The organism is Ruegeria sp. CE6, from assembly GCF_056537485.1.
In genome coordinates this window covers 1,454,257-1,475,871 of record NZ_JBQFRR010000001.1, presented here as the reverse complement: position 1 = coordinate 1,475,871, position 21,615 = coordinate 1,454,257, and the positions used below count along the sequence as shown (strand labels likewise).

The window sequence follows — 21,615 nt, the reverse complement described above, 5'->3', positions numbered from 1 at the left end:
CCACCGAAGGCAAGGGGCTCGATCGCGTCGTTCTGGTCGGGTGTGCCCTTTGGCACAGCGTTGGCTTCGGTGATGTCTTATCTGGCCCATCCACAGCACGTAACGTTATTCAATCGCCTCGCGCATCCATTGTTGAAGCTTCGCAACGGAATGCTCGCTCATGACGCCACAGGCCGGATCAAGCACCAGCGGTCCCGGTTTGTACCCTTTGGATTTCAGGCCGCGGTGAACGGATTCCACTAACCGAATATCCTCGGCCACAGTCGTTTCGCGATCCTGAGTGGCAAGGCCACGGATCACGTCGCTTTCATGACCGCCTTCTGTGTACCACCCGCGCCAGACGGTACAGCTGTCCACTGTATTTGCCCGCCAATGATAGGTGTTCAGAACATTTCCTGGATAGCATTGGAACGAGAACATCGGCCACAGGAACCAGCTTTGATAGTCGCCCGCATGCTTGTTGCTTTCCAGATCAATCGGATAGGTCATCTTTTCGAGGCTTTGGCACTCGGTCGTGTGACGCAGCACGTAACCTCCCGACACGTCGGGCTGAATGTCATAGGTTTCCGGTTTGATCACGCCTTCGGCAAAGGTCGGGTGATTAGTTGGGCAGTGATAGCATTCCGAGTAATTCTCGATCGAAACCTTCCAATTGCAGTTCTCAGGAATTTCGACCCACTCTAAGGGGGCCAGAGCGTTAGTGTTCGGCACGAACTCAGACAACTCGTCCCGGACACCGGGATACCATTCGTCCATCGTTGCCGCGTTATCGTCCAAATTGACAAAGATGAACCCGAGGAAGTCTTCGGTCCGTACTTCGGTCAGACAGATTTTCGCGCGATCAAAACCGGGAACTTTCTTGATGTTCGGCCCAGACCGCAGGCCGCCGGTAAGCTCATAGGTCCACTGATGATAGGGACAAACCACTACACGGGTATTCCCGGTTCCGGTCACCATTTCATGCGCACGATGCTGGCACACGTTGTAGAAAGTCCTGACAAGATTGTCGCGTCCGCGAATGGCAAAAAGGTTCTGACCAGCGATTTCGAACGCAAAGTAATCGCCTACATTTGGGATATCTGCCGCATGACCTGCGTATTGCCAAGTTCTGCACAACAGGCCGTTCATCTCTTTGTCGAATATGTCAGGATCCGTATAGTACCGGGCCTCGAGCGAGTGGGTTGGCAGGACAGTCATATTTTTTCTCCTGATACAAGCCGAGCTGGTGTTTCAGTCAAAAAGATCGCGTCAGGATTCGTAACATCCGTACGCGTCAGAATACCACTTGAAACATCTGTACCGCACATTGCTTACCTCGGTATGTACATTTGTGCCATTTTTAATTGACAGTGGTACATATGTAGCAATAGGAAGTCCACAGAATTCCATGTCTCGGAAACAGGAAGTTGCGATGTCTAAAAAGGAACTGCCTGCACGCGCAAAGGTCGTCATTGTCGGCGGTGGCGTCATGGGTTGCGGACTGGCCTATCACCTGGGCCATGAAGGTTGGGGCGAAGACACGGTGCTGTTGGAAAAGGCCGAGTTAACTTCGGGCTCCACCTGGCATGCCGCTGGTCAGATTACTCACTCCACCAGTTCCTACGGGCTGGGCAAGATGGTCGACTATAACATTGGCCTCTATTCCAAGACACTTGAGGAAGAAACCGGTCAAGCGGTCACGTGGCACGGCTGCGGTTCATTCCGTCTGGCCTATACCGAGGATGAGATGGACTGGCTGCGCCACACATTATCAGTTGGCCGAGCGCTGGGGTTCAACATCGAGTTGGTAGGGCCTGACTTCATAGCTGAAATGCACCCCTACTATAACCTCGACGGTGTCATTGGCGCGCTTTACACGCCAGATGACGGTCACGTTGATCCTTCGAACGTGACTATGGCCATGGCCGCTGGCGCCCGTCAGAAAGGTGTGAAGATTTTCCGCCACTGTCGCGCGACCAACATTACCCAGAACGATGCAGGTGAATGGGTGGTGGAAACCGAACAAGGCACCATCACCTGCGAACACGTCGTTAATGCAGGCGGCACCTATGCCCGTCAGATGGGCGAATGGTCGAACCTGCAATTACCCATGACCTCGATGACCCATCATTATTTTGTCACTGAAGATGTGCCTGAATTCAAAGACCTGATAACTGAGCTGCCGGTGATCCGCGATGACAAGATGGTTTCGGGCTATATCCGCATGGAACAGAAAAAGGGCCTGATCGGGATCTATGAAAAGGAGAACTCGAACTCTGTCTGGCATGATGAATGCCCATGGGAGTACGAAAACTGGCTGTTCGAGGCGGATTATGACCGTGTCATGCCTTGGCTGGAAAACTCATTGGAACGGATGCCGATCTTTTCTGAACTGGGCATCACCCGCGAAGTCCATGGTGCAATCAGCCACCCGCCAGATGGCAACCCGATGGTCGGCCCCGCACCCGGCGTCAAGAATTACTGGTGCTGCTGTGGCACGCAGATCGGCATCGGTTGGGGGCCTGGTCTGACCCGTGAACTGGCCAAATGGATGGTACACGGTGCTGCCGATATCAACATGCGTGACTATGATCCGCGCCGCTTTGGCAGCTATGCCAAGAAAGACTGGCAGGTCATCAAGGCGCATGAGGATTACAAGCTGCGGCACGAGATCCCCTTTCCGCATTTCAACCGCCTTGCAGGGCGTCCGATCAAACCCTCGCCGCTTTATGAAATCCTCAAGGAAAAAGGCGCGGTCTATGAAGAGGTTTTCGGCCACGAACGCCCCCGCTGGTTCGCGCGCAATGGTGTTGAACAGCGTGATCACTATTCGTTCCGCCGTAACGAGGTTTTCGACATGGTGGCGCTGGAATGCCAGGCCGTACGTGAACGCGTCGGCATCATGGACGTGACCGCGTTCACCAAAGTCGAAGTTTCCGGCCCCGATGCCTATGCCTATCTTGACCGTCTGACGGCCAACAAGATGCCGCAAAAAGACGGCTCGATCACGCTGACCCACTTTTTGAATCGCCGAGGCCGGATCGAGCTTGAGACGACGATCGTTCGCATGGCCGAAGAACGCTTCTACCTTGTATGTGCCGCCTTCTTCGAACAACGCCTTGTCGATCACCTGAACCAGAACCTCACGGGAGAGACAGTCTTTGTCAAAACGCTCTCCGAAGATTGGTCGGCTTTGTCCCTGAGCGGGCCAAAATCCCGCGAGGTGCTGGCCAGATGCACCGACGCGGACCTGTCCAACGCCGGGTTCCGCTGGCTGTCGGCTCGGGAAATCACCATCGCGGGGCACAAGGTCTGGGCCTTTCGCATGTCCTATGCGGGCGAGTTGGGTTGGGAATTCCACATGCCGGATGAAGCCTGCGTTGACGTCTACAACGCACTGTGGGCTGCCGGCGAGGAATTTGGCATCGAAAACTACGGCTCGTTTGCGATGAACAGCCTGCGCATGGAAAAAGCATTCCCCGGTGCTGGAGAACTGACCAACGAGGTCACGCTGCCAGAGGCCAATGTCAGCCGGTTCTTCAAGCTGGACAAAGAGTATCTAGGTGTCGAAGCAACGCGCGCCAGTGCCGCTCAGTCTGAGGCGGGCGAGATGCCTTGGATTTGCGCCTATTTGGAGATCGAACCGGATGGGGTCGAAGATGGTCATGGGGGCGAGGCTATTCGGATCAAAGGCGAGGTTGTCGGTGCAGCGGCCTCGGTCGCCTATGGCCACAGCGTCGGCAAAATCCTCGCCTTTGCTTACGTCAAGCCACACGTGAATGTTCCGGGCACAGAGATCGAAGTAGTTATCGCTGGTGTACCCCGCAAAGGGCTTGTCCTCGGCGAAGCAGCCTATGATCCGAAATCTGAGCGCCCACGTACGGATGCGGTTCGTGAATTGGCGTGATCTGAATGTCAGTGCGCCGGGGATTGCTCCTCAGCGCATGGCGGCCATCGCAGGAGCCCTGTGGTGAAACCATGAAGATAACGCGTATCCAAGTTTTCAAGACCCCCCTGCCCTATATCGGCGGCTCATATGGCTGGGGGGCGGGCAACGCGATCACAACGTCGATGTCTTCGGTAGTGGTGATCGACACGGATGCAGGGCTGCAGGGCTGCGGCGAGTTTGCCCCTTGCGGCGAGAACTACATGATCGCCCATTCCGAAGGGGTCGAGGCCTTTGCCCGCCTTGCCGCCCCGCATTTACTGGGTGAGGACCCCCGCCAGCTGTCCAAGATCGAACGGCTGATGGATAACATGGTACAAGGCCACGGCTATGCCAAAGCGCCCTTTGATGCAGCGTGTTGGGATATTCTGGGGCAGTCCACCGGACAATCTGTCTGGATGCTGATGGGCGGCAAACTCACCGATGGTGCACCGATGTACCGGGTTGTACCGCAGAAACCTGTCTTGGCAGAGACCATTGCCGAGATGGAACAGCACCGGGCAGCGGGATACCGGCAGTTCCAGATCAAGGTTGGCGGGGATTGGGTGACTGATATCGACCGTATCCGCGAAGGCGTGCCCCTGCTGAAACCCGGTGAAAAGGCTATGGCAGATGCCAATCAGGGTTGGCGCGTTGACAACGCCATCCGTGTGGCCCGCGCAACCCGCGATCTGGACTTTATCCTCGAACAACCCTGCCACAGTTACCACGAGTGCCAGCAGGTGCGCCGCGTAGCCGAGCAACCAATGAAACTAGATGAATGCGTCACCGGGATTGAAATGGCCCGACGCATCGTGAACGATCGGGGTGCCGAAATTTGTTGCTTGAAGATTTCTAACCTGGGCGGCCTGTCCAAAGCCCGCCGGGTGCGTGATTTCATGATTGATCACGGTATTCCGGTTGTCTCCGAGGACACATGGGGCGGTCAGATCACCACCGCCGCAGTTGCCCATTTTGCGGCCTCGACACCCCAAGAGATGCTGATCAACTCGACCGATCTGATGAACTACAATACCCGTAACACCGGGATTGGCGGCCCCACAGTAAGGGACGGCAAACTCTATGCCACAGATACTCCGGGGCTTGGGGTGACGCCGGACTTTGACAGCCTTGGCCCACCTGTCGCAACCTACGAATCCTGCGCCTGATGGAAACCGCTTGATGAAGATTACTCGCATCACCGCCTGGGAAGTCCCGCTGACCTCGCATGACACCTATTACATGGCCGAGGGCAAGACCTGCGATACGACGGTTTCCGTGGTCGTCCGCCTGGATACCGACACCGGCGCATCGGGCTGGGGAGAGGTTTGTCCGATCCCGCATTATTTACCCGCCTATGCCAAGGGCGTGGCTCCAGCGCTTGAAGAGATGGCACCCGTTCTCATCGGCGCTAACCCGGTTGGTCCCGAAGCGCTGATGGAGCGCCTTAATAAGCATCTGATCGGGCATGGCTACGCCAAGTCTGCCATTGATACAGCGCTTTGGGATCTGACCGCACAGGCAGCCGACCTACCGCTTTACGCTTTGCTCGGTGGGCGGGCGGTCGCGGATTTGCCGCTGTATCACTCGATCACCTGTATCGCGCCGGATGAAATGGCGCGCATGGCGCGCGATGCCTTTGATCAGGGCATGCGGCAGTTTCAGGTGAAGCTGGGTGCAGATAACAACTGGGAAGCCGACGTTGCTCGTTTGATTCAAGTGCGCGAGGCTGTTGGTGATGGCCCGTTGGTTTATGGAGACTGGAATTGCGGGTCAGATACGCTGACCGCCACACGAGTTGGCCGCGCTGTCTCGCATCTGGACATAATGCTGGAACAACCTTGCGCCACGATCGAGGAATGCGCCCATGTCCGCGCCGCGACTGGTCTGCCGATGAAGCTGGACGAAAGCGCCTGTGACATTCATTCGGTTCTGGCAGGACACCGCGCTGGCTGCATGGATGCCGCCGCACTAAAACTGTCGAAGATGGGCGGCCTTTCGACGATGCGTCAAATCCGCGATCTCTGCCTGTCGCTTGGCACGCAGATGTGCATCGAGGACACCTGGGGCAGCGATGTTACGACGGCCGCCTCGCTGCATCTTGCAGCCTCAACCCCAGCGCACGGCATCATGAATACCTGTGATCTGTCCCACTATGTCAAACCGCGTCTCGATCCGAATGCACCTAGCCGCCGGAACGGTCGCATCGCCCCACCCGAAGGCCCCGGCCTTGGCGTCACGCCTGATGCAGACGCTTTGGGCCAGCCAGTAACCATCATCGATTGATCCCAACCCCGCACGCCAAGAGGCCTGTTATGGAAGACTTCAGCAACGCCTACCCCTCCCATGATCCCGAATGGGTCAAAGACATGCATGCGGATCATTATCTGCAAAGCTGGTCGAAACAGGGCAGCCGCCCGCGCGTCATAACAGGTGCTCAGGGCAGTTGGTTCTGGGACAGCGACGGCAAACGCTACCTCGATTTTCAAAGCCAACTGGTAAACGCCAATATGGGTCATCAGCACCCCAAGATCGTACAAGCGATTAAGGATCAGGCGGACAAGCTTTGTTATATCGGCCCGGCCATGGGCTCGGATGTTCGATCAGAACTCGCGGCAATCATGACCGAGATCACGCCTGCCAACATCTCATCAACCTTTTTTACAACCGGAGGGTCCGCCGCCAATGAAACCGCGATCCGTTTGGCGCGGCATTACACCGGTCGGACAAAGATCATTGCCCGCTACCGTTCCTATCACGGAGCAACCGGAGGCACGCTGTCGCTGACGGGCGATCCACGTCACCATCTGACCCGCGCCGATATGCCGGGCGTCGTGCGGATGCTTGATCCTTACGTCTATCGGTTGCCAACAGGCCACAAAGACCCGGCCCAGTGCCCGGTCGCCCAAGGCGGGCCGCATCTGGAAGAAATCCTGATGTATGAAAACCCCAATACCGTGGCTGCCGTCATTCTGGAACCCATTGTCGGCACAAACGGGATCATCGTGCCACCCGACGGATATCTGCAGTCCATCAAGGCAACCTGCGAAAAATACGGCATCCTACTGATCGCGGATGAGGTCATGGCCGGGTTTGGCCGGACCGGAAAATGGTTCGCCGTCGATCACTGGGGTGTTCAGCCGGACATCATTTGTTCGGCCAAGGGCATCAACTCGGGTTACGTGCCGCTTGGCACCATGTCCGTCAGTACCGAGCTGCATGACTGGCTGCGCGATTACCCATTGCCCGGAGGCCTGACTTATGCCGGCCATCCGCTGGCCTGCGCATCTGGCGTTGCCGCGATCCGAGCCATGCAGGAAGAAGGCACGCTGGCCCACGCCACCGCGATGGGTGAGAAGATGCGCGCCGAACTGCACAAGCTGGCAAAGAAACACCCCTCGATCGGGGATATTCGCGGCAAGGGCATGTTCAACGGGATCGAACTGGTCAAGAACCGCGACACCCGCGAACCGCTGGTGCCGTTTGCCGCCAAAGGCGAAGACGCCAGACCCATGAGCGAGATGATGAGCTTTGCGATGAACGAAGGCCTCTACCTGTCCTTCTTCTCGAACGTGATCCGCCTGACCCCACCGCTCAACATCAGTGAAGACGACCTGATGACAGGGCTGGCGATTCTGGACCGCATCCTCGACATCGCCGACCGGGAGTGTCTCTGAGAACTAGTCGGCGCGAACGATCGCATTTCGGAAATCCAAAGCCATCACATAGCCCTACGCCGCAGCCTCCGCTCGTTGCGAGCGCAATCACAAAATGAACGCTCTTGTCAGACTCTTCTACGCGTTGCTGACCAAGAAGGCCTGCGCGGCCTTCTGGAAGGAAGGCCAGGCGATCACGGCAGCATATCGGATATTCTGCTAAATCCCGCCAGATCGAAGCCAAAGGAAATCGGATCGCCGACCCGGTTTACGCTTTCAATGCTCAACTGATTGCCAGCGCGCATCTTTGACATCCAGTCCTGAGAAACAGGAGAACGGGCAAAACAACCCTGTGCTTCGCAGGTTAGAAAATCCAGCCGCGCGATCTCGGCATCATCCACTTTAGCAATCAGCCCTTCAGAGAACAGCAGGCCAAATGGCAGTGTCAGCACCGCTTCGATCTCGTCTCTGCCGGCAGGTTTGACGAACGCAATCGAGGCAAGCCTTTGATTGTTCTCGGTTAAGATAATGGTCTGGGTCATTTCACAAATCAATTCAGTTCCGTTGACCTGATTGCTGCAGTTGACCGACCACAATGGCGCTTCGTTTTCCTGTGCGCCAAGTTGAGTTGTCAAACCGAACGACGCCACCAAAGCGTAGATCCAAGTTTTCATACTGCTGTTCCTCATAAACTAGAATTGTATCCCAAGGCCAATGCCAACCTGCAGGGCTTCGGTTGAGTCTCCAAACATATGGTCCAGGCTCAGGTTGATAAAGCTGCTGTCATCCAAAGCAAACAATCCCAACCGCGCGGACACGACGCCGTGGGCGTCACCGATATAGCTGGTATTCACGAACCCTCCGTCGGCGGCGCTGGCCCCACTGAAGCCAGCGGTTACCGACACCGTGTCGTCAGACGAGAGGATGGCACCGGCGCGCAGGCTCGCACGCAGTTTCTGCGAGGCGCTCAGGATCTGCTCGGTCCCGATCTCAATCGACGGCGTCAGCGAATAGATCATCTCGTTGTCGTCCTGCAAGACGATACCTGACAAAGTGGCATCGCCATTGCTTTCCGTCGCCAACCGCGTCGCATCGATGGCCAGTTCGGGGCGCAGGTACGCTCCACCAGCGCCAAGTCTTTGATCATACGCCAGGCTGAGCCGCAGGTTCTGGTGGTTCATCTTGTGCTTGATCTCGCTGACACCAACGGTGTCCACAATTGTGCCATTGGGCAAAACGCCCCGGATCCCACCTGCACGGCTTGTATCGTAGTTTGACCAACCTGCCGACAGCATGGCCGCAAACTCCCACGCGCCTGTGTATTTGGTCAGCGATGCACCCAGATTGAACCGATCGCCAGATGCATTGTATTGCGATCCGTTCTGCAGGCTGATCTGGTCGTAGCCCAGGGCAAACCCTGCATACAACTCATCCCCCACCGGTAGACGGACACCCGCCGACCAATTGGTGTTATTGACGTTCAGATCGTTGTAAATCCCGGTCTGCTCGCGGTCGAAGAAATAGCGGCCGCCGGTAAACCAGATACAGTTACGCGGATCATCCCCGGCTTGATAATTGGTGTAGCGTTCGCAGTTTTGCAGCGTATCCGCGAATACCCGCGTGCCAAAATACGCATCCACCGCATCTGCGGCGTAGTCCGCTGTCGACAAGCTCTCAATGGCCGCGATCACATCGGCCTCGGATTGCATGTTCCCGATCAGCGCCAAAAGCTCGCCCTGTTCGGACGTTCCCCGCCCGTTCAGGACATCATTGATATAGTCACCGATCGCGGTCTGGTTGGAGTTCATCCTAGGCGTCGAATAGTCTGGTGTGATCACCAGATCGATCGAACTGCCGTCCGACGTCGCCCCGTTCAAACCAATGGAGTAATCAAGAACCACAGTGTCCTGGATGGTCGTGCCAGCATCTGCGGCCGTTCCATCGGGATTGATGATGACAAGCGGCAATGCGCGTTCGAGCGTGTTCAACCGCGGCACCAATGTACCACCAATGGTGGCATCCCCGGTGACATTGATCAGATCGCTGTCTCCACCCGATATGCCAGTGGTTCGGAAATACACGTCGAACGTTGAAGTCGCAGTGCCGCCAAAGGCCAGACTTCCGGTCACGTTCGTGGTCTGGCTGACATTTTCGGTGAAGGAAAAATCATCCGCTTGAACAGAAGCCGTCAGGCCTCCGTCGACGCCCCAATTTGCGCCCAGAACCAAGTTGCCATCCACCTGCATGAGCCCGGCGTCGCCCAGATTCACGGTATCCAATGCATAGAAGGTTGCACCATCTTCCACGGTCAGGCCATTCGTCCCGTCACCAAGGTTCAGGTTCCCAAGCGCGCGTCCGGACAGCGTGATTTGTTCATTGCCATCGCCGCCGTTCACCAGTTGGTTATTGCCCGCGATCAGCACCGTGTCTTCTGATAGGGTCAGCGTGTTGTCGGTACCTCCTTCGACAATGATCGAGGCAACCGAGTTCGCTTGCCCGGTGCCGCCCATGACAACACCATCGAACCCAAGCATAATGGCGTCTGCACCGTCACGGCCTTCGGATTGTGCAAAGACACCAATGCCACCGTCGCCGACCGACAAGACATTGCCGGTCAGGGTCATGTCGATAGCACCGCCCGACCCGGCGCCACCTGCGGCACCCCGGAATATGGAATCGACGATGCCGCCGCCGCCACCCAACGACTGCGCGGCGACACCGATCGCGTTCTCTCCACTGGTGACCGTGTTACCAGTTTGCAAGAACAGAATGTCCCCGCCGTCCCCGCCATTCGCTGCTGACAGATTTACGGTCACCTGGTTGGGGTCCAGGTCTGTCGTGACAAGACCACCGCCGCCGCCGATGCTCTGGATCACGAACGCATGCGATCCGGTACCACTTGTGTTTACGTCACCGGTATTGGTGAAATCGACGTTGCCGCCATCTCCAGTTGAATCGTCCTGAGCCCCGAGGGTCACATCGACGCCTCCAAGACCAGCAACGACAGCTTCACCACCACCCGCGCCGATGCTTTGAACGCTTTGGCCAAAGGACCGGTCACCGCTGGTGAAGACATCTCCATTCAGATCAAGATCGATATCACCGCCACTGTTGCGGAAGCTTGGATCGGACCCCAGGATTACCGAAGCAAACCTGTTGGTATCAGCCGGGCCCGTGCTGTTGAGCACCAGCTTACCGCCGCCGCCGCCAATAGATTGCGCCGTACCTGCCGAGGAAAACGCACCATCAGTGCCGACATCGCCAGTCCGGCTGCCGAACACATCGCCACCTGCTGCATCATTCGTATCAATCGCGCCCAGGCGCGCATCAATCTCGATACCGTCGCCATCCTGAAGGCTGATGTTGTTGGCCGATGTGCCACCACCGCCGCCAACACTCTGCAGCATCAGACCTGTCGAGCGGTCACTGGTGGTCGCTATGTTACCGACGTGCGACTGGGCAACCTGGCTGCCCGCCGTGCCCGAAACATCATCACCGCCCAGCGAGATGTCACTGATATAAACAGTGCTGGTTCCACCCGCGCTTGCCGTCGCGGTCGTAAAGTCGACCGATGTTTCGGAGTTGCCGCCGCCGCCATTGACGGATTGTGCGAAGATGGCCTCGCTGCCTGCACCATTCACCAGAATGTCACCGGTTGAATTGACAGTCGCGGTTCCCACCGATCCGGTGGTCCCTTCTCGCGCGCCCAACACATGAGAGATCGTGTAGTCCAGCGCCGAGACCAAGGGCGACGATACCGAATATCCCGCATTACCGCCGCCGCCACCTACGGATTGGGCATAGATACCGAACCCGTTTTCAGCGTTCACGACAATCGTACCGGTATGGTTGACCGTGACATCTCCACCATCCGCACCGTCGCCACCAGAACCGCCAATGGCGATCTTCGAGTATGACTGGCCGGTCATGGTGTTTTTGAGGTCATTCACATCCATCGCAACGGCCAAACCACCGTTACCGCCGCCCCCACCAACGGATTGCGCGAAGATACCGTAGGCCCCTTCGCCATCAACGCGGATGTCGCCGGTATTGGTGACAACCGAGTTTCCGGCAGCATTGCCACTGCCACCCGAACCACCGATGTTCAACTGCGCGGTCGGAGAGCTGTTGTCCCCAGTCTTTAGCCGCAGCGTCCCAGTAATCGAACTCCCACCGTTGCCGCCGCCGCCACCAACGGATTGAGCAAAGATGCCATGCGCACCTGCACCAATGGTGAGGATCGTGCCCGCATTTGTGACGGCCACGTTGCCTCCGGTTCCACCGGAACCACCCGAGCCACCCAGGCCAAACTGCAACGCCCGCCGAGTGCTCGCCTCGGCCCCGCCATAGCGACCATCAACCGAGATTGTCGATCCGCCATTGCCGCCGCCACCGCCGACAGACTGCGCGAAGATACCGTGGCTTTCCGCTCCGCTGGTCACGATCGTACCATCGGCTTCGTTCACAACAGTGGTTGTACTGCCAGAACCACCGGTGCCGCCGGTGCCACCAATAAGGATCGCGTTTGTCGTAGACCCCTCCGAGGACCGGCCCAGAATAATGTTTCGAACCTGCTGTGCATCACCACCGCCACCACCGACCGATTGCGCGTAGATACCCACCGACTTGTCGCCCGTGGTCAGTATCACGTCCCGGTTGGTCACAGATACCGCCGCCGACATCGCACCCGAGCCGCCGTTGCCGCCGATGGATAATGTCGCGGTGTTTCCAATCTCTTTACGCAGGCTGATGATGCGGTTTTCCACGACACCACCCATGCCGCCGCCGCCTCCGACGGACTGCGCAAAGATACCATGGGCCATGGTGCCTGCTGTGCTGATTATTCCGTCGCTCACAACGGTCACGATGTCCGAGGTCATACCGTCCCCACCTGTACCGCCTATGTTGATCGATGCTGTGGTGCCGACTGTGGACGGGTTGACCACAGCTTTGATGGTATCGAGGTTCGATTGTCCGGCCTGTACCATGCCGCCAGTTCCGCCTGCGCCACCGATGGATTGCGCCATCAGCCCAATCGAGCGATCTCCGAACGTTGCGATCTGGGCAGTGTTGGTCACGTCCACCGTGCCACCAACGCCTCCGGTGCCGCCGGTACCACCGATGGACAAGGCAATTGACGTGCCCTTGCCAGCCGAGTTGCTGGCCTTACCGCCATTGCCTCCGCCGCCGCCAACGGACTGCGCAAATACGCCATGTGCGTCATCGCCCTGCGTGACGACGGTGCCCGCCACCACAGAAGTCACATCGCCTGCCGCGCCACCCGTACCGCCTTCAAGCCCGACTGACAGGCTGGCTTTGTTGCCTTTGCTGTCGCCGGATTTCGGGGTGCCGATGCTGACCGAAGTTGATGACGAGTTACCCCCGCCATTGCCGATGGACTGTGCAAAGAAGCCATAAGACCGGTTGCCCGTCGTGCTGATCGCGCCGTTCGAGCTGGCATAGACGTCCCCGCCGCTGCCCCCGGTTCCACCCGTGCGGCCGATCTGGATGTTTACATTGCCGCCATCAACCGACGTCGATGCCGAATTGTAGCCAGCATTGCCGCCGCCGCCGCCAACGGACTGCGCAAACAGACCATGGGAATCTGCGCCCGAGGTCGCGATGTCGCCTGTATTGCGCACATCCACCGAACCACCGATGCCGCCCTCACCCGTGCCGCCGCCAATAGCCAAGCCAAAGCCTTTGTTGGTCGCGTCGGAGGCAAGCTCATAGGTCATGCCGAGGTTCAAGGCAGCATTGCCGCCGCCACCGCCGATGGATTGCCCAAACACACCGTGGCTGCCATCTTGCAAGGTGACGATATCACCATAGTGATCAACATCGACCTCGCCACCGTCCCCTGCCGTACCTGCATCGCCACCGATGGCAACCACCGCTGACACACCGGTTTTATTGCCAGAGGAATCTGCAGGGTTCACCTTGCCTTCAAGCTCATCCAAAACCGCGTTGTAGTTGGCGATGACCGAGTCATCGACGCCGGTATTGGTCGGTGTCTTACGATCGGATGAATCGCCTGTGCCGCCGTTGCTTTGGTTGCCGGTGGTCTTGCTGATACCCACAACTGCGTTGATCCCGGCATCGCCGCCGCCGCCGCCAATGCTCGACGCCTCGATACCGTGCGATCCAACGCCATCGGTCGTGATTGTCCCCGCAGCAAGGGCCGCTGTGCCACGCGCGACGGTCACGTCACCCGCATCGCCGCCACCGCCGCCAAAGCCGCCGATCCCCATCGCGATAGGTGAGCTGTCCTTGGTACCAACAAAGGTCGCATTAATGCCGCCGGTACCACCGCCGCCGCCGATGCTCTGGGCAAAGATTCCGCGCGCGTGATAGCCATTTGTTGCGATGTTGCCGGTCTGAGTGACCGACACGTCACCCGCATCCGCACCAGTACCTCCGTGGCCGCCAAGGCCGCCCACAATGCTCAGATCCGTTTTGCCGTCCGAGTTGTTGGAGTCGCCATAGTTCAGCTGCCCGGTCACGTTCAAAGCACCGTTGCCACCGCCGCCTGCGATCGACTGGGCCAAAACTCCATGTTTCCAGTTGCCGGCGACTGACACAGTTCCCGCGTGATTGACGCCCACATTGCCCGAGACATTGCCGTCACCGCCAAAGCCTCCGACGCCAAACGTAACCGAAGGGATCTTGCCATCTTTGCTGAGCGCGATTCCACCCGAGACATTCAGACCGCCATTGCCGCCGCCGCCGCCGATGGACTGCGCCAGTAGACCCGCCGAACCGTCAGTATCCGGCTTTTCTTCGTTGAAGACACCCATGTCGATGAACAGGCGTTCCAACCCGAAGTTCGACGCCAATTCCTCGGTCTCATCTACGATCGAGTCGCCCAGGAAATCACGCAGTTTGTCTTCGAAGGTCGTTGTGTTGGGGATCGAGATATCATCCGGGTTCGTTGTAACCGTAATATCCGCTTGCGAGGTGACCGTGACGTCTCCGGCCTGACCGCCATCGCCTGCGAAACCACCGACGCCCACGATCAGAGAGCTGTCGGATACGATCCCGCCTGACACGTTCAGACCACCGTTGCCACCGCCGCCGCCAACGGATTGGGCCAGCAGGCCGGATTGGCCAGTGCCGTGAGCTGTGATCGTACTGCCTGCGCCAATGTTCACATCGACATTTCCGGCGTCTCCACCGCCGCCACCAAAGCCCCCGACGCCCACGACAACCGCGTAGGATTTGCTGCTATCTGTCTGGCCTGCGCCGGGTTTGCCGCTGATCGCGAGGCCGCCCGAGACGTTCGTACCACCGTCACCGCCGCCGCCGCCAAGCGACTGAGCAATGATGCCACTGGCTCCTTTGCTTTCATCAACAGCGAATGTTCCATCCGGTTGCTCGACCATCGGAACGGCCTGCACATTGCCGGTATAGTCCAGATCGACGTCACTTGCGTCACCGCCAGCCCCGCCAAAGCCGCCAACACCCGCTGAAACCGAAAAGATCGTGTCCGACCCCGATGGTTTAGTCAGCGCCAGAGTGCCCGAAATATTCACGCCCCCGGTACCGCCACCGCCACCAAGGCTTTGCGCAAACAGACCATGCGACCCGTCACCCGCCGTCACTACATCGCTTTGAACATCCAACGTGACCGCATCGGCATTGCCACCACCGCCACCAAAGCCACCAAGTCCCAGGGCAACCGCTGCACCGGATTTGCCGGTGAGATTGACAGCGCCAGAAACGTTCAGACCGCCGTTACCGCCGCCGCCGCCGACCGACTGGGCCATGACACCAATACTGTCTACGCCAGTGGTTACCACCGAAGTTGTGCCACTGCTGTCCGTTCTTGAGCGCAATGTGCTGTTCACTTCGCCAGCGTTACCCGCCCCGCCACCGAAGCCGCCAACGCCCAGACTGACCGAGCCGCCATTTTCCTGGCTGATACCCAACGAGGCCGAGATATTAGTGCCGCCGTTGCCACCACCGCCGCCAAGGCTCTGTGTCAGGATCCCGGTGCTGCGATCGCCGGTCGTGGTCACTCCGCCGGTGATTGTCGATTGCACCAACGCTCCGGCATCAGCGCCGCCGCCGCCAAAGCCGCCCACACCGATGCCGACCGCCGCATTGGCTGATCGGGACAGAGACAACGCTGCCGAGATGTTGGTGCCGCCGTTGCCACCACCGCCGCCGAGGCTTTGCGTCAGAATGCCGACCGAGTCATCACCGGTTGTCATGACATCTCCGGTGACCCGCTGCGTGACGTTATCTGCCGCACCACCGTCCCCGCCAAAGCCGCCGACGCCGATCCCCAAACCCCCGGAATAGTTGCTGGCTACAGAAATGGCCCCGGAAATGTTTGTGGCGCCATTGCCGCCACCTCCGCCAAGGCTTTGTGCGATAATACCAGCCGACCGCGGACCCGAGGTGCTCACATTGCCAGAGAACGTGTTGTCGACTACCCCGCTGGTCCCGCCACTGCCGCCGAAGCCGCCCACGCCGATACCTGCCGCACCCGATCCAGTGCGTGCGATGCTCAGAGCGCCCGAAATGTTGACGCCGCCATTACCGCCGCCGCCGCCAACGGATTGGACCAGAACGCCCGTCGCGTTCTCACCACTGGTAGTGACATCGCCGGTGACCGACCCCGTCGCCGCGCTCGCAGCACCGCCATCGCCACCCGAGCCACCGATGCCAACCCCGACGGCGCCGCCTCCGGTGCCCGAGATGTTCACGGCGGCTGATACATTCAGCCCACCATTGCCACCGCCGCCTGCAGCAGATTGCACCAAGACGCCGCCAGAATTGTCACCGGTAGTGGTAACATTGCCAACGACCGTGCCTTCGGCCGTATCCGCGTCGCCACCGTCGCCACCGCTGCCACCAAGACCGACAGACGCACCGCCGCTGCCGGTTCCGGCAACAGTGACTGTGGCGGAAACATTCATGCCTCCATTGCCACCACCGCCGCCAAGGCTCTGCACGATCACCCCGCCGGATTCATCGCCTTGTGTCGAAACGTTGCCGTTCAATGTGGCTTCAACTGTGCCTCCGTTGCCACCGGTGCCGGACGCGCCGCCAAGGCCTACTGACGCGCCACCTGATCCGGTGCCCGCCGCGGCCACTGCGACCGAGACGTTCATGCCACCATTGCCACCGCCGCCGCCCACAGATTGTGCCAAGAGACCGCTAGAGGTTTCACCTTGCGTGATCAGATTCCCGGTTACATTCGCCGTGACCGCCGAGGCGTCACCGCCACCAGTTCCACGGCCGCCCAAGCCAACTGCCGCAGCGCCAGAACCCGTACCTGCGCCACCGACGGAAGCAGAAACGTTGAACCCGCCATTGCCGCCGCCGCCGCCGATTGATTGCGCCACAACTGCGCTGGACTGCGCACCTTCGGTTTGAACACTATTGGCAACCGTCAGGCCAACAACACCCCCCGTGCCGCCGCTGCCACCGGACCCACCCAGACCAACGCTGATCGCGCCCGATCCGGTGCCGGCCCCAGCCAAAGCCGGTGAGACATTGAAGCCACCATTACCACCGCCGCCACCAACGGACTGCGTGAGGATACCCACCGAAGCATCCCCTCGGGTTACCACGTTAGCTGTTGTGCTGGCCGTCACCAAACTGCCGTCACCCCCGGCGGACCCTGAGCCGCCCAGACCAACCGAAACTGATCCCGCACCCGTTCCAGCCCCGGACACGGTGGGCGAGACATTGAACCCGCCGTTACCACCGCCACCGCCAAGCGACTGCGCAACAAACCCGCTAGAGGCGAAGCCATCCGTCAGGATGGTGCCATTCGAGGTCAGCGTGACAATGCCGCCATTGCCGCCGGTATCACCTGAACCACCCAGTCCTACACTCACCGCACCACTGGCTGTACCTGCGCCCGACAGAACCGGGGCTACGTTGAACCCACCGTTGCCGCCTCCGCCACCGATGGATTGCGCTACGACGCCCGAGGACTGATCCCCCTGCGTTTCAACCGCATTGTTCGATGTGGCATCGACCGTGCTGCCATCGCCGCCACCGCCGCCGTTGCCACCCAATCCGACCGAGACGCCAGCCCCTGCAGTGCCCGATCCCTGAACCGATGCGCTGACGTTAAACCCGCCGTTACCTCCGCCACCGCCGATGGACTGCGCAAGGAATGCTGTCGCCGAGTCGCCTTGCGTCAGAATTGTCCCACTGGATCTTAGCGTAACCGACCCGCCATTACCGCCACCTGCGCCCGTTCCACCAAGCCCGACGCTGACCGCACCGCTTGCAGTACCTGCACCGGCCCCAGTCCCCGAGATATTAAACCCACCATTGCCGCCACCACCGCCGATGGATTGGGCGACGACGCCTGAAGAACGGTCCCCGACAGTTACAATCGTATTTGTAATCGTCAGATTGACTGTGCCACCCGTCGAGCCCGTACCTGCGTCGCCGCCAAGGCCAACTGAAACTGCACCGCTCGCAACCCCAGCCCCTGCAAGTGACGCGCTAACATTAAAAGCACCATTGCCACCGCCGCCGCCAACGGACTGTGCCAGAACGGCAGTTGAGTCCGCGCCACCGGTGCTTACTGTGCCTGTGACGCGACCGGTCACCGATTGACCGATTCCACCTCCTGAGCCGTCGCCACCAAGGCCTACGGTGACGGCACCGCCACCTGCCCCCGAACCAGCAACACCGGCCGTCACGTTGAAGCCACCATTGCCACCACCGCCGCCGATGGATTGGAAAACTACGCCGCCTGAACCTTCGGACACTGTTGTGACGTTTCCTGCAACCTGGCCTTCAACCACGCCGCCATTGCCGCCTGTATCGCCGTTGCCGCCGAGCCCGACGCCAATTGACCCAGCACCGGCTCCTGCCGCTGCCACTCCGGCGGTGACATTGAAACCACCATTACCACCGCCACCGCCGATGGATTGAATAACGACAGCCGTCGAGCGTGCACCTTCGGTCCGAACGTCGCCGTTGACGCGCACGCCGGTTACCGTACCGCCTATGCCGCCGCTGCCTCCGTCGCCGCCAAGTCCGACTCCAATCGTTCCGGCACCGCCACCGCCGGCCGCCAAGCCAGCAGCGACGCTGAAGCCGCCATTGCCACCGCCACCGCCGATGGATTGAACCACGACCGCACCGGCATCGTCCCCACGGGTTGTAACATCCGCATCAACTTGGGCCGTCACTGTACCGCCCGCACCTCCACCGCCAGCTTTACCGCCGAGGCCTACACTGATGGACCCGGCAGCGCCGCCCGCAATATCGGCACTGGCACCGATGGCATAACCACCATTACCACCGCCGCCGCCAACGGATTGCGCAACGACACCGCTGGAGAATGCGCCACTGGTTTCGATTGAGGTCCCACCGGCACGCAAAGTGACGTTGCCACCGATACCGGCACCTCCACCATCTCCGCCGACACCGACGTTGATCCCGACCGCAGCGCCTCCGCTTGCGCTGATACCGGCCGCGATGCTTCCACCACCATTACCGCCACCGCCACCCACGGATTGGGCGATGATCGCGCTGGAGCTTGTGCCAGTCGTGGTCACGTCAGCATTGGTATAGACCTGAACAAGTCCACCATTGCCCGCACTGCCGGCCTTGCCGCCAATTCCAACTGATACGTTGCCCGAAAATAGTGCCGAGGCGCCACCGGTCGTGGCGACCGCCAATCCACCATTGCCACCACCACCGCCGACGGACTGAAACAGCATACCTGTCGACCGGTTTCCGGTCGTGACGACAGTGCCTTCAAACCCAGCTGCTGTTGCGACGCCACTACCATCGAACTGGCCAACCGTGACCGGACCACCCGTGCCGCCCGTACCACCGTCACCGCCAACCCCAACAGCCAGCGAACCCGATACCGGGCCGCCTGACGCTGCGACAGATACGGCATAGCCACCATTGCCGCCACCACCGCCAACAGATTGCAGCATCACCCCAACCGAGTCGTCACCACCGGTTTGTACAGAAGCTGAACCGCTGCCGCTAAGCGTGACCGTCCCACCGTTGCCACCATTGCCAGCGGACCCACCAACCGAGACCGATGCCGCGCCAAATGCGCCAACCGCAACCGAGACCGCTCCGCCACCGTTGCCGCCACCGCCGCCGACGGATTGTGCAAATACACCTGCCGAGCGCGCGCCCGAAGTCCGGATAGCCGACGGCTGGCTGCCATCGGTGTTGGATAAGGTTACATTGACATTGCCACCGGTCCCTCCGGCCCCGCCATCACCACCGATGGCTACCCCGACAAACGCACCTACCGAACCGGACGAACCACCATTGCCGCCACCGCCACCAATCGACTGGGCCAGAATACCCATCGCATCATCACCCGAAGTGGTGATGATCCCGTCATTCACGATCGTCACAGTGGACCCGCTGCCACCGCCGCTGCCATTGCCACCGACCGAGACCATTCCACCGGACGAGCCACCATCACCGCCACCGCCGCCGATGGATTGCGCGATAATCCCGCGGGCGTTGTCGTCTTCGGTTACAATACGCCCGTAGTTGCTGACGCTCACTGCAGCGCCCGTTCCGCCCCGAGATCCTGTGCCACCAATCGCAACAAGCCCATAGGAGTTTGCACCGGTTCCGCCGCTGCCGCCGATGGATTGCGCCATGACACCGTCAGCCCCAATGCCCGAAGTCAGGATGCTTCCCGAACCTTGCACAGTGACATTCACCGAGTCCCCGCTACCGCCGTTCGAGCCCACGCCACCAAGAGAAAGGGATACCAGACCGCCTGCAGTTCCGCCCGAACCGCCGCCGCCGCCGATGGACTGGGCAACAATACCGCGCGCGAAATCACCTTGTGTTTCAATCGCGCCACCGTGCGAGACGTTAACCCTGCCTCCATTTCCGCCATTATCGGCCCCGCCAATGAGCGAAACCAACAAGTTGCCACTTGTCCCCGCTGACCCCCCCGAACCGCCGATGGATTGGGCGTAAATCCCGTTCGCGTAGTCGCCGGTCGTCAAGATGCTACCGCTTGAGGCCGTGTTTACCGTTACGGTGCCACCGCTACCGCCATAGCCTCCGTTACCGGACGAGCCAACCAGCCCCCATTGTGACCCACCATTACCGCCATTGTTCGACACGCTCAGCGCATAGATGCCATCAGCCGAGTCGCCGGACGTAGAAATGTCACCCCGCTGCGTAACTGTTACATCGCCACCATCTGCCGAGTGGCCACCGGTGCCCCCACCCGGAGCCGCGAAGCCGCTTCCGCCATCACCAGCCTCGCCGCTGCGGCTGAAGGCAAATATACCGTCATAGCCGTCGCCCGATGTCTGGATCGTGCTGCTGGAGGATTGTGTTGCGTTAACCGTGCCGCCTTCCCCGCCGTCGCCGCCATCGCGCCCGTCCCAAAAGCTCAGATACGAGTCGCCGCCCTGACCACCGTCACCGCCAACGCTACCCACTTGCCAACCGACATTGCTGGTTGCGTTGACATTCCCGCTCAGGGTTTGTGTCTGGGTTGGGCCATCGGCACCGTTTCCACCTGAACTTGGTGGCACAACAAGCGCACCATCGCGCCCATTGCTGCCATCTCGCCCGTAAACGACCTGGCTCACACCGTTGGGTCCGGAGACGTTCACCGGCGGGGTGACAGAGCCAGGAGTACCCGAACTGTTGAAGTTGCTGTTGTACTGAGACAGGGTCAGCTGAGTGGACAAGCTGGCCGTTCCGGTCGCACCAGAATTACTGATCTGAGCCGTTGTTCCCGTTATGGATACAATCTCAAATGCCAGTGGGGGATTGTCGGAGTTGTAAATTGTATCGCCGGCATCTTTGACGAGAAACACATAGCCATCCGCCGTCTCAACAAAAGCCGTCGTCCCGGCTGTAGGTGTTGAAGCGGGATCCACGATCAGTGCGGTGACTGTCGTATCCAGACCAGTCACAGGGTTGTTAACAGTGTCTCCAACAATTGAATCTGCGGTCGGCGCGGCAAGCAAAGGTGTTGAATTAAATAGAAAAATAGAAAGCGCAAACAGCAGGTTTGAAAACTTTGACACCTTGAGACCCTACAACCCAATTCACCAGCACAGAAGG

Annotated in this window: 7 protein-coding genes; 4 read left to right on the top strand and 3 right to left on the bottom strand. The window is 59.6% G+C overall.

Annotation, left to right across the window (positions count from 1 at the left end):
• Nucleotides 1-105 precede the first annotated feature (105 nt).
• On the bottom strand, nt 106-1,197 hold the full coding sequence (locus ACR0DK_RS07070; protein ID WP_170394282.1) for an aromatic ring-hydroxylating oxygenase subunit alpha: 1,092 nt from the start codon (nt 1,195-1,197) through the stop codon (nt 106-108).
• A gap of 214 nt (nt 1,198-1,411) precedes the next feature.
• Here ACR0DK_RS07070 and ACR0DK_RS07065 point away from each other — a divergent pair, with 214 nt between their 5' ends.
• The 4 genes from ACR0DK_RS07065 (at nt 1,412) to ACR0DK_RS07050 (ending at nt 7,581) form a co-directional block, all read left to right on the top strand.
• The gene (locus ACR0DK_RS07065) at nt 1,412-3,886 is read left to right on the top strand and encodes an FAD-dependent oxidoreductase (protein ID WP_480735404.1); all 2,475 of its coding nucleotides are present in this window, start codon (nt 1,412-1,414) and stop codon (nt 3,884-3,886) included.
• Nucleotides 3,887-3,957: 71 nt separating this feature from the next.
• Nucleotides 3,958-5,073 (top strand): mandelate racemase/muconate lactonizing enzyme family protein, encoded by a 1,116-nt coding sequence (locus ACR0DK_RS07060; RefSeq protein ID WP_223118510.1) that lies wholly within the window; start codon nt 3,958-3,960, stop codon nt 5,071-5,073.
• 13 nt (nt 5,074-5,086) lie between these two features.
• Nucleotides 5,087-6,190 (top strand): mandelate racemase/muconate lactonizing enzyme family protein, encoded by a 1,104-nt coding sequence (locus ACR0DK_RS07055; RefSeq protein WP_480735401.1) that lies wholly within the window; start codon nt 5,087-5,089, stop codon nt 6,188-6,190.
• Nucleotides 6,191-6,219: 29 nt separating this feature from the next.
• On the top strand, nt 6,220-7,581 hold the full coding sequence (locus ACR0DK_RS07050) for an aminotransferase class III-fold pyridoxal phosphate-dependent enzyme (RefSeq protein ID WP_480735399.1): 1,362 nt from the start codon (nt 6,220-6,222) through the stop codon (nt 7,579-7,581).
• A 173-nt stretch (nt 7,582-7,754) separates the two neighbouring features.
• Here ACR0DK_RS07050 and ACR0DK_RS07045 read toward each other — a convergent pair whose 3' ends face one another.
• Nucleotides 7,755-8,234, bottom strand: a complete 480-nt coding sequence (locus tag ACR0DK_RS07045) for an invasion associated locus B family protein (protein ID WP_170509492.1) — start codon at nt 8,232-8,234, stop codon at nt 7,755-7,757.
• An 18-nt stretch (nt 8,235-8,252) separates the two neighbouring features.
• Nucleotides 8,253-21,464 (bottom strand): hypothetical protein, encoded by a 13,212-nt coding sequence (locus ACR0DK_RS07040; protein ID WP_480735397.1) that lies wholly within the window; start codon nt 21,462-21,464, stop codon nt 8,253-8,255.
• Nucleotides 21,465-21,615 lie beyond the last annotated feature (151 nt).

Coding starts and splice junctions, on each gene's coding strand:
- ACR0DK_RS07070 (WP_170394282.1), bottom strand. CDS start 1,197: ATGACTGTCCTGCCAACCCACTCGCTCGAGGCCCGGTACTATACGGAT.
- ACR0DK_RS07065 (WP_480735404.1), top strand. CDS start 1,412: ATGTCTAAAAAGGAACTGCCTGCACGCGCAAAGGTCGTCATTGTCGGC.
- ACR0DK_RS07060 (WP_223118510.1), top strand. CDS start 3,958: ATGAAGATAACGCGTATCCAAGTTTTCAAGACCCCCCTGCCCTATATC.
- ACR0DK_RS07055 (WP_480735401.1), top strand. CDS start 5,087: ATGAAGATTACTCGCATCACCGCCTGGGAAGTCCCGCTGACCTCGCAT.
- ACR0DK_RS07050 (WP_480735399.1), top strand. CDS start 6,220: ATGGAAGACTTCAGCAACGCCTACCCCTCCCATGATCCCGAATGGGTC.
- ACR0DK_RS07045 (WP_170509492.1), bottom strand. CDS start 8,234: ATGAAAACTTGGATCTACGCTTTGGTGGCGTCGTTCGGTTTGACAACT.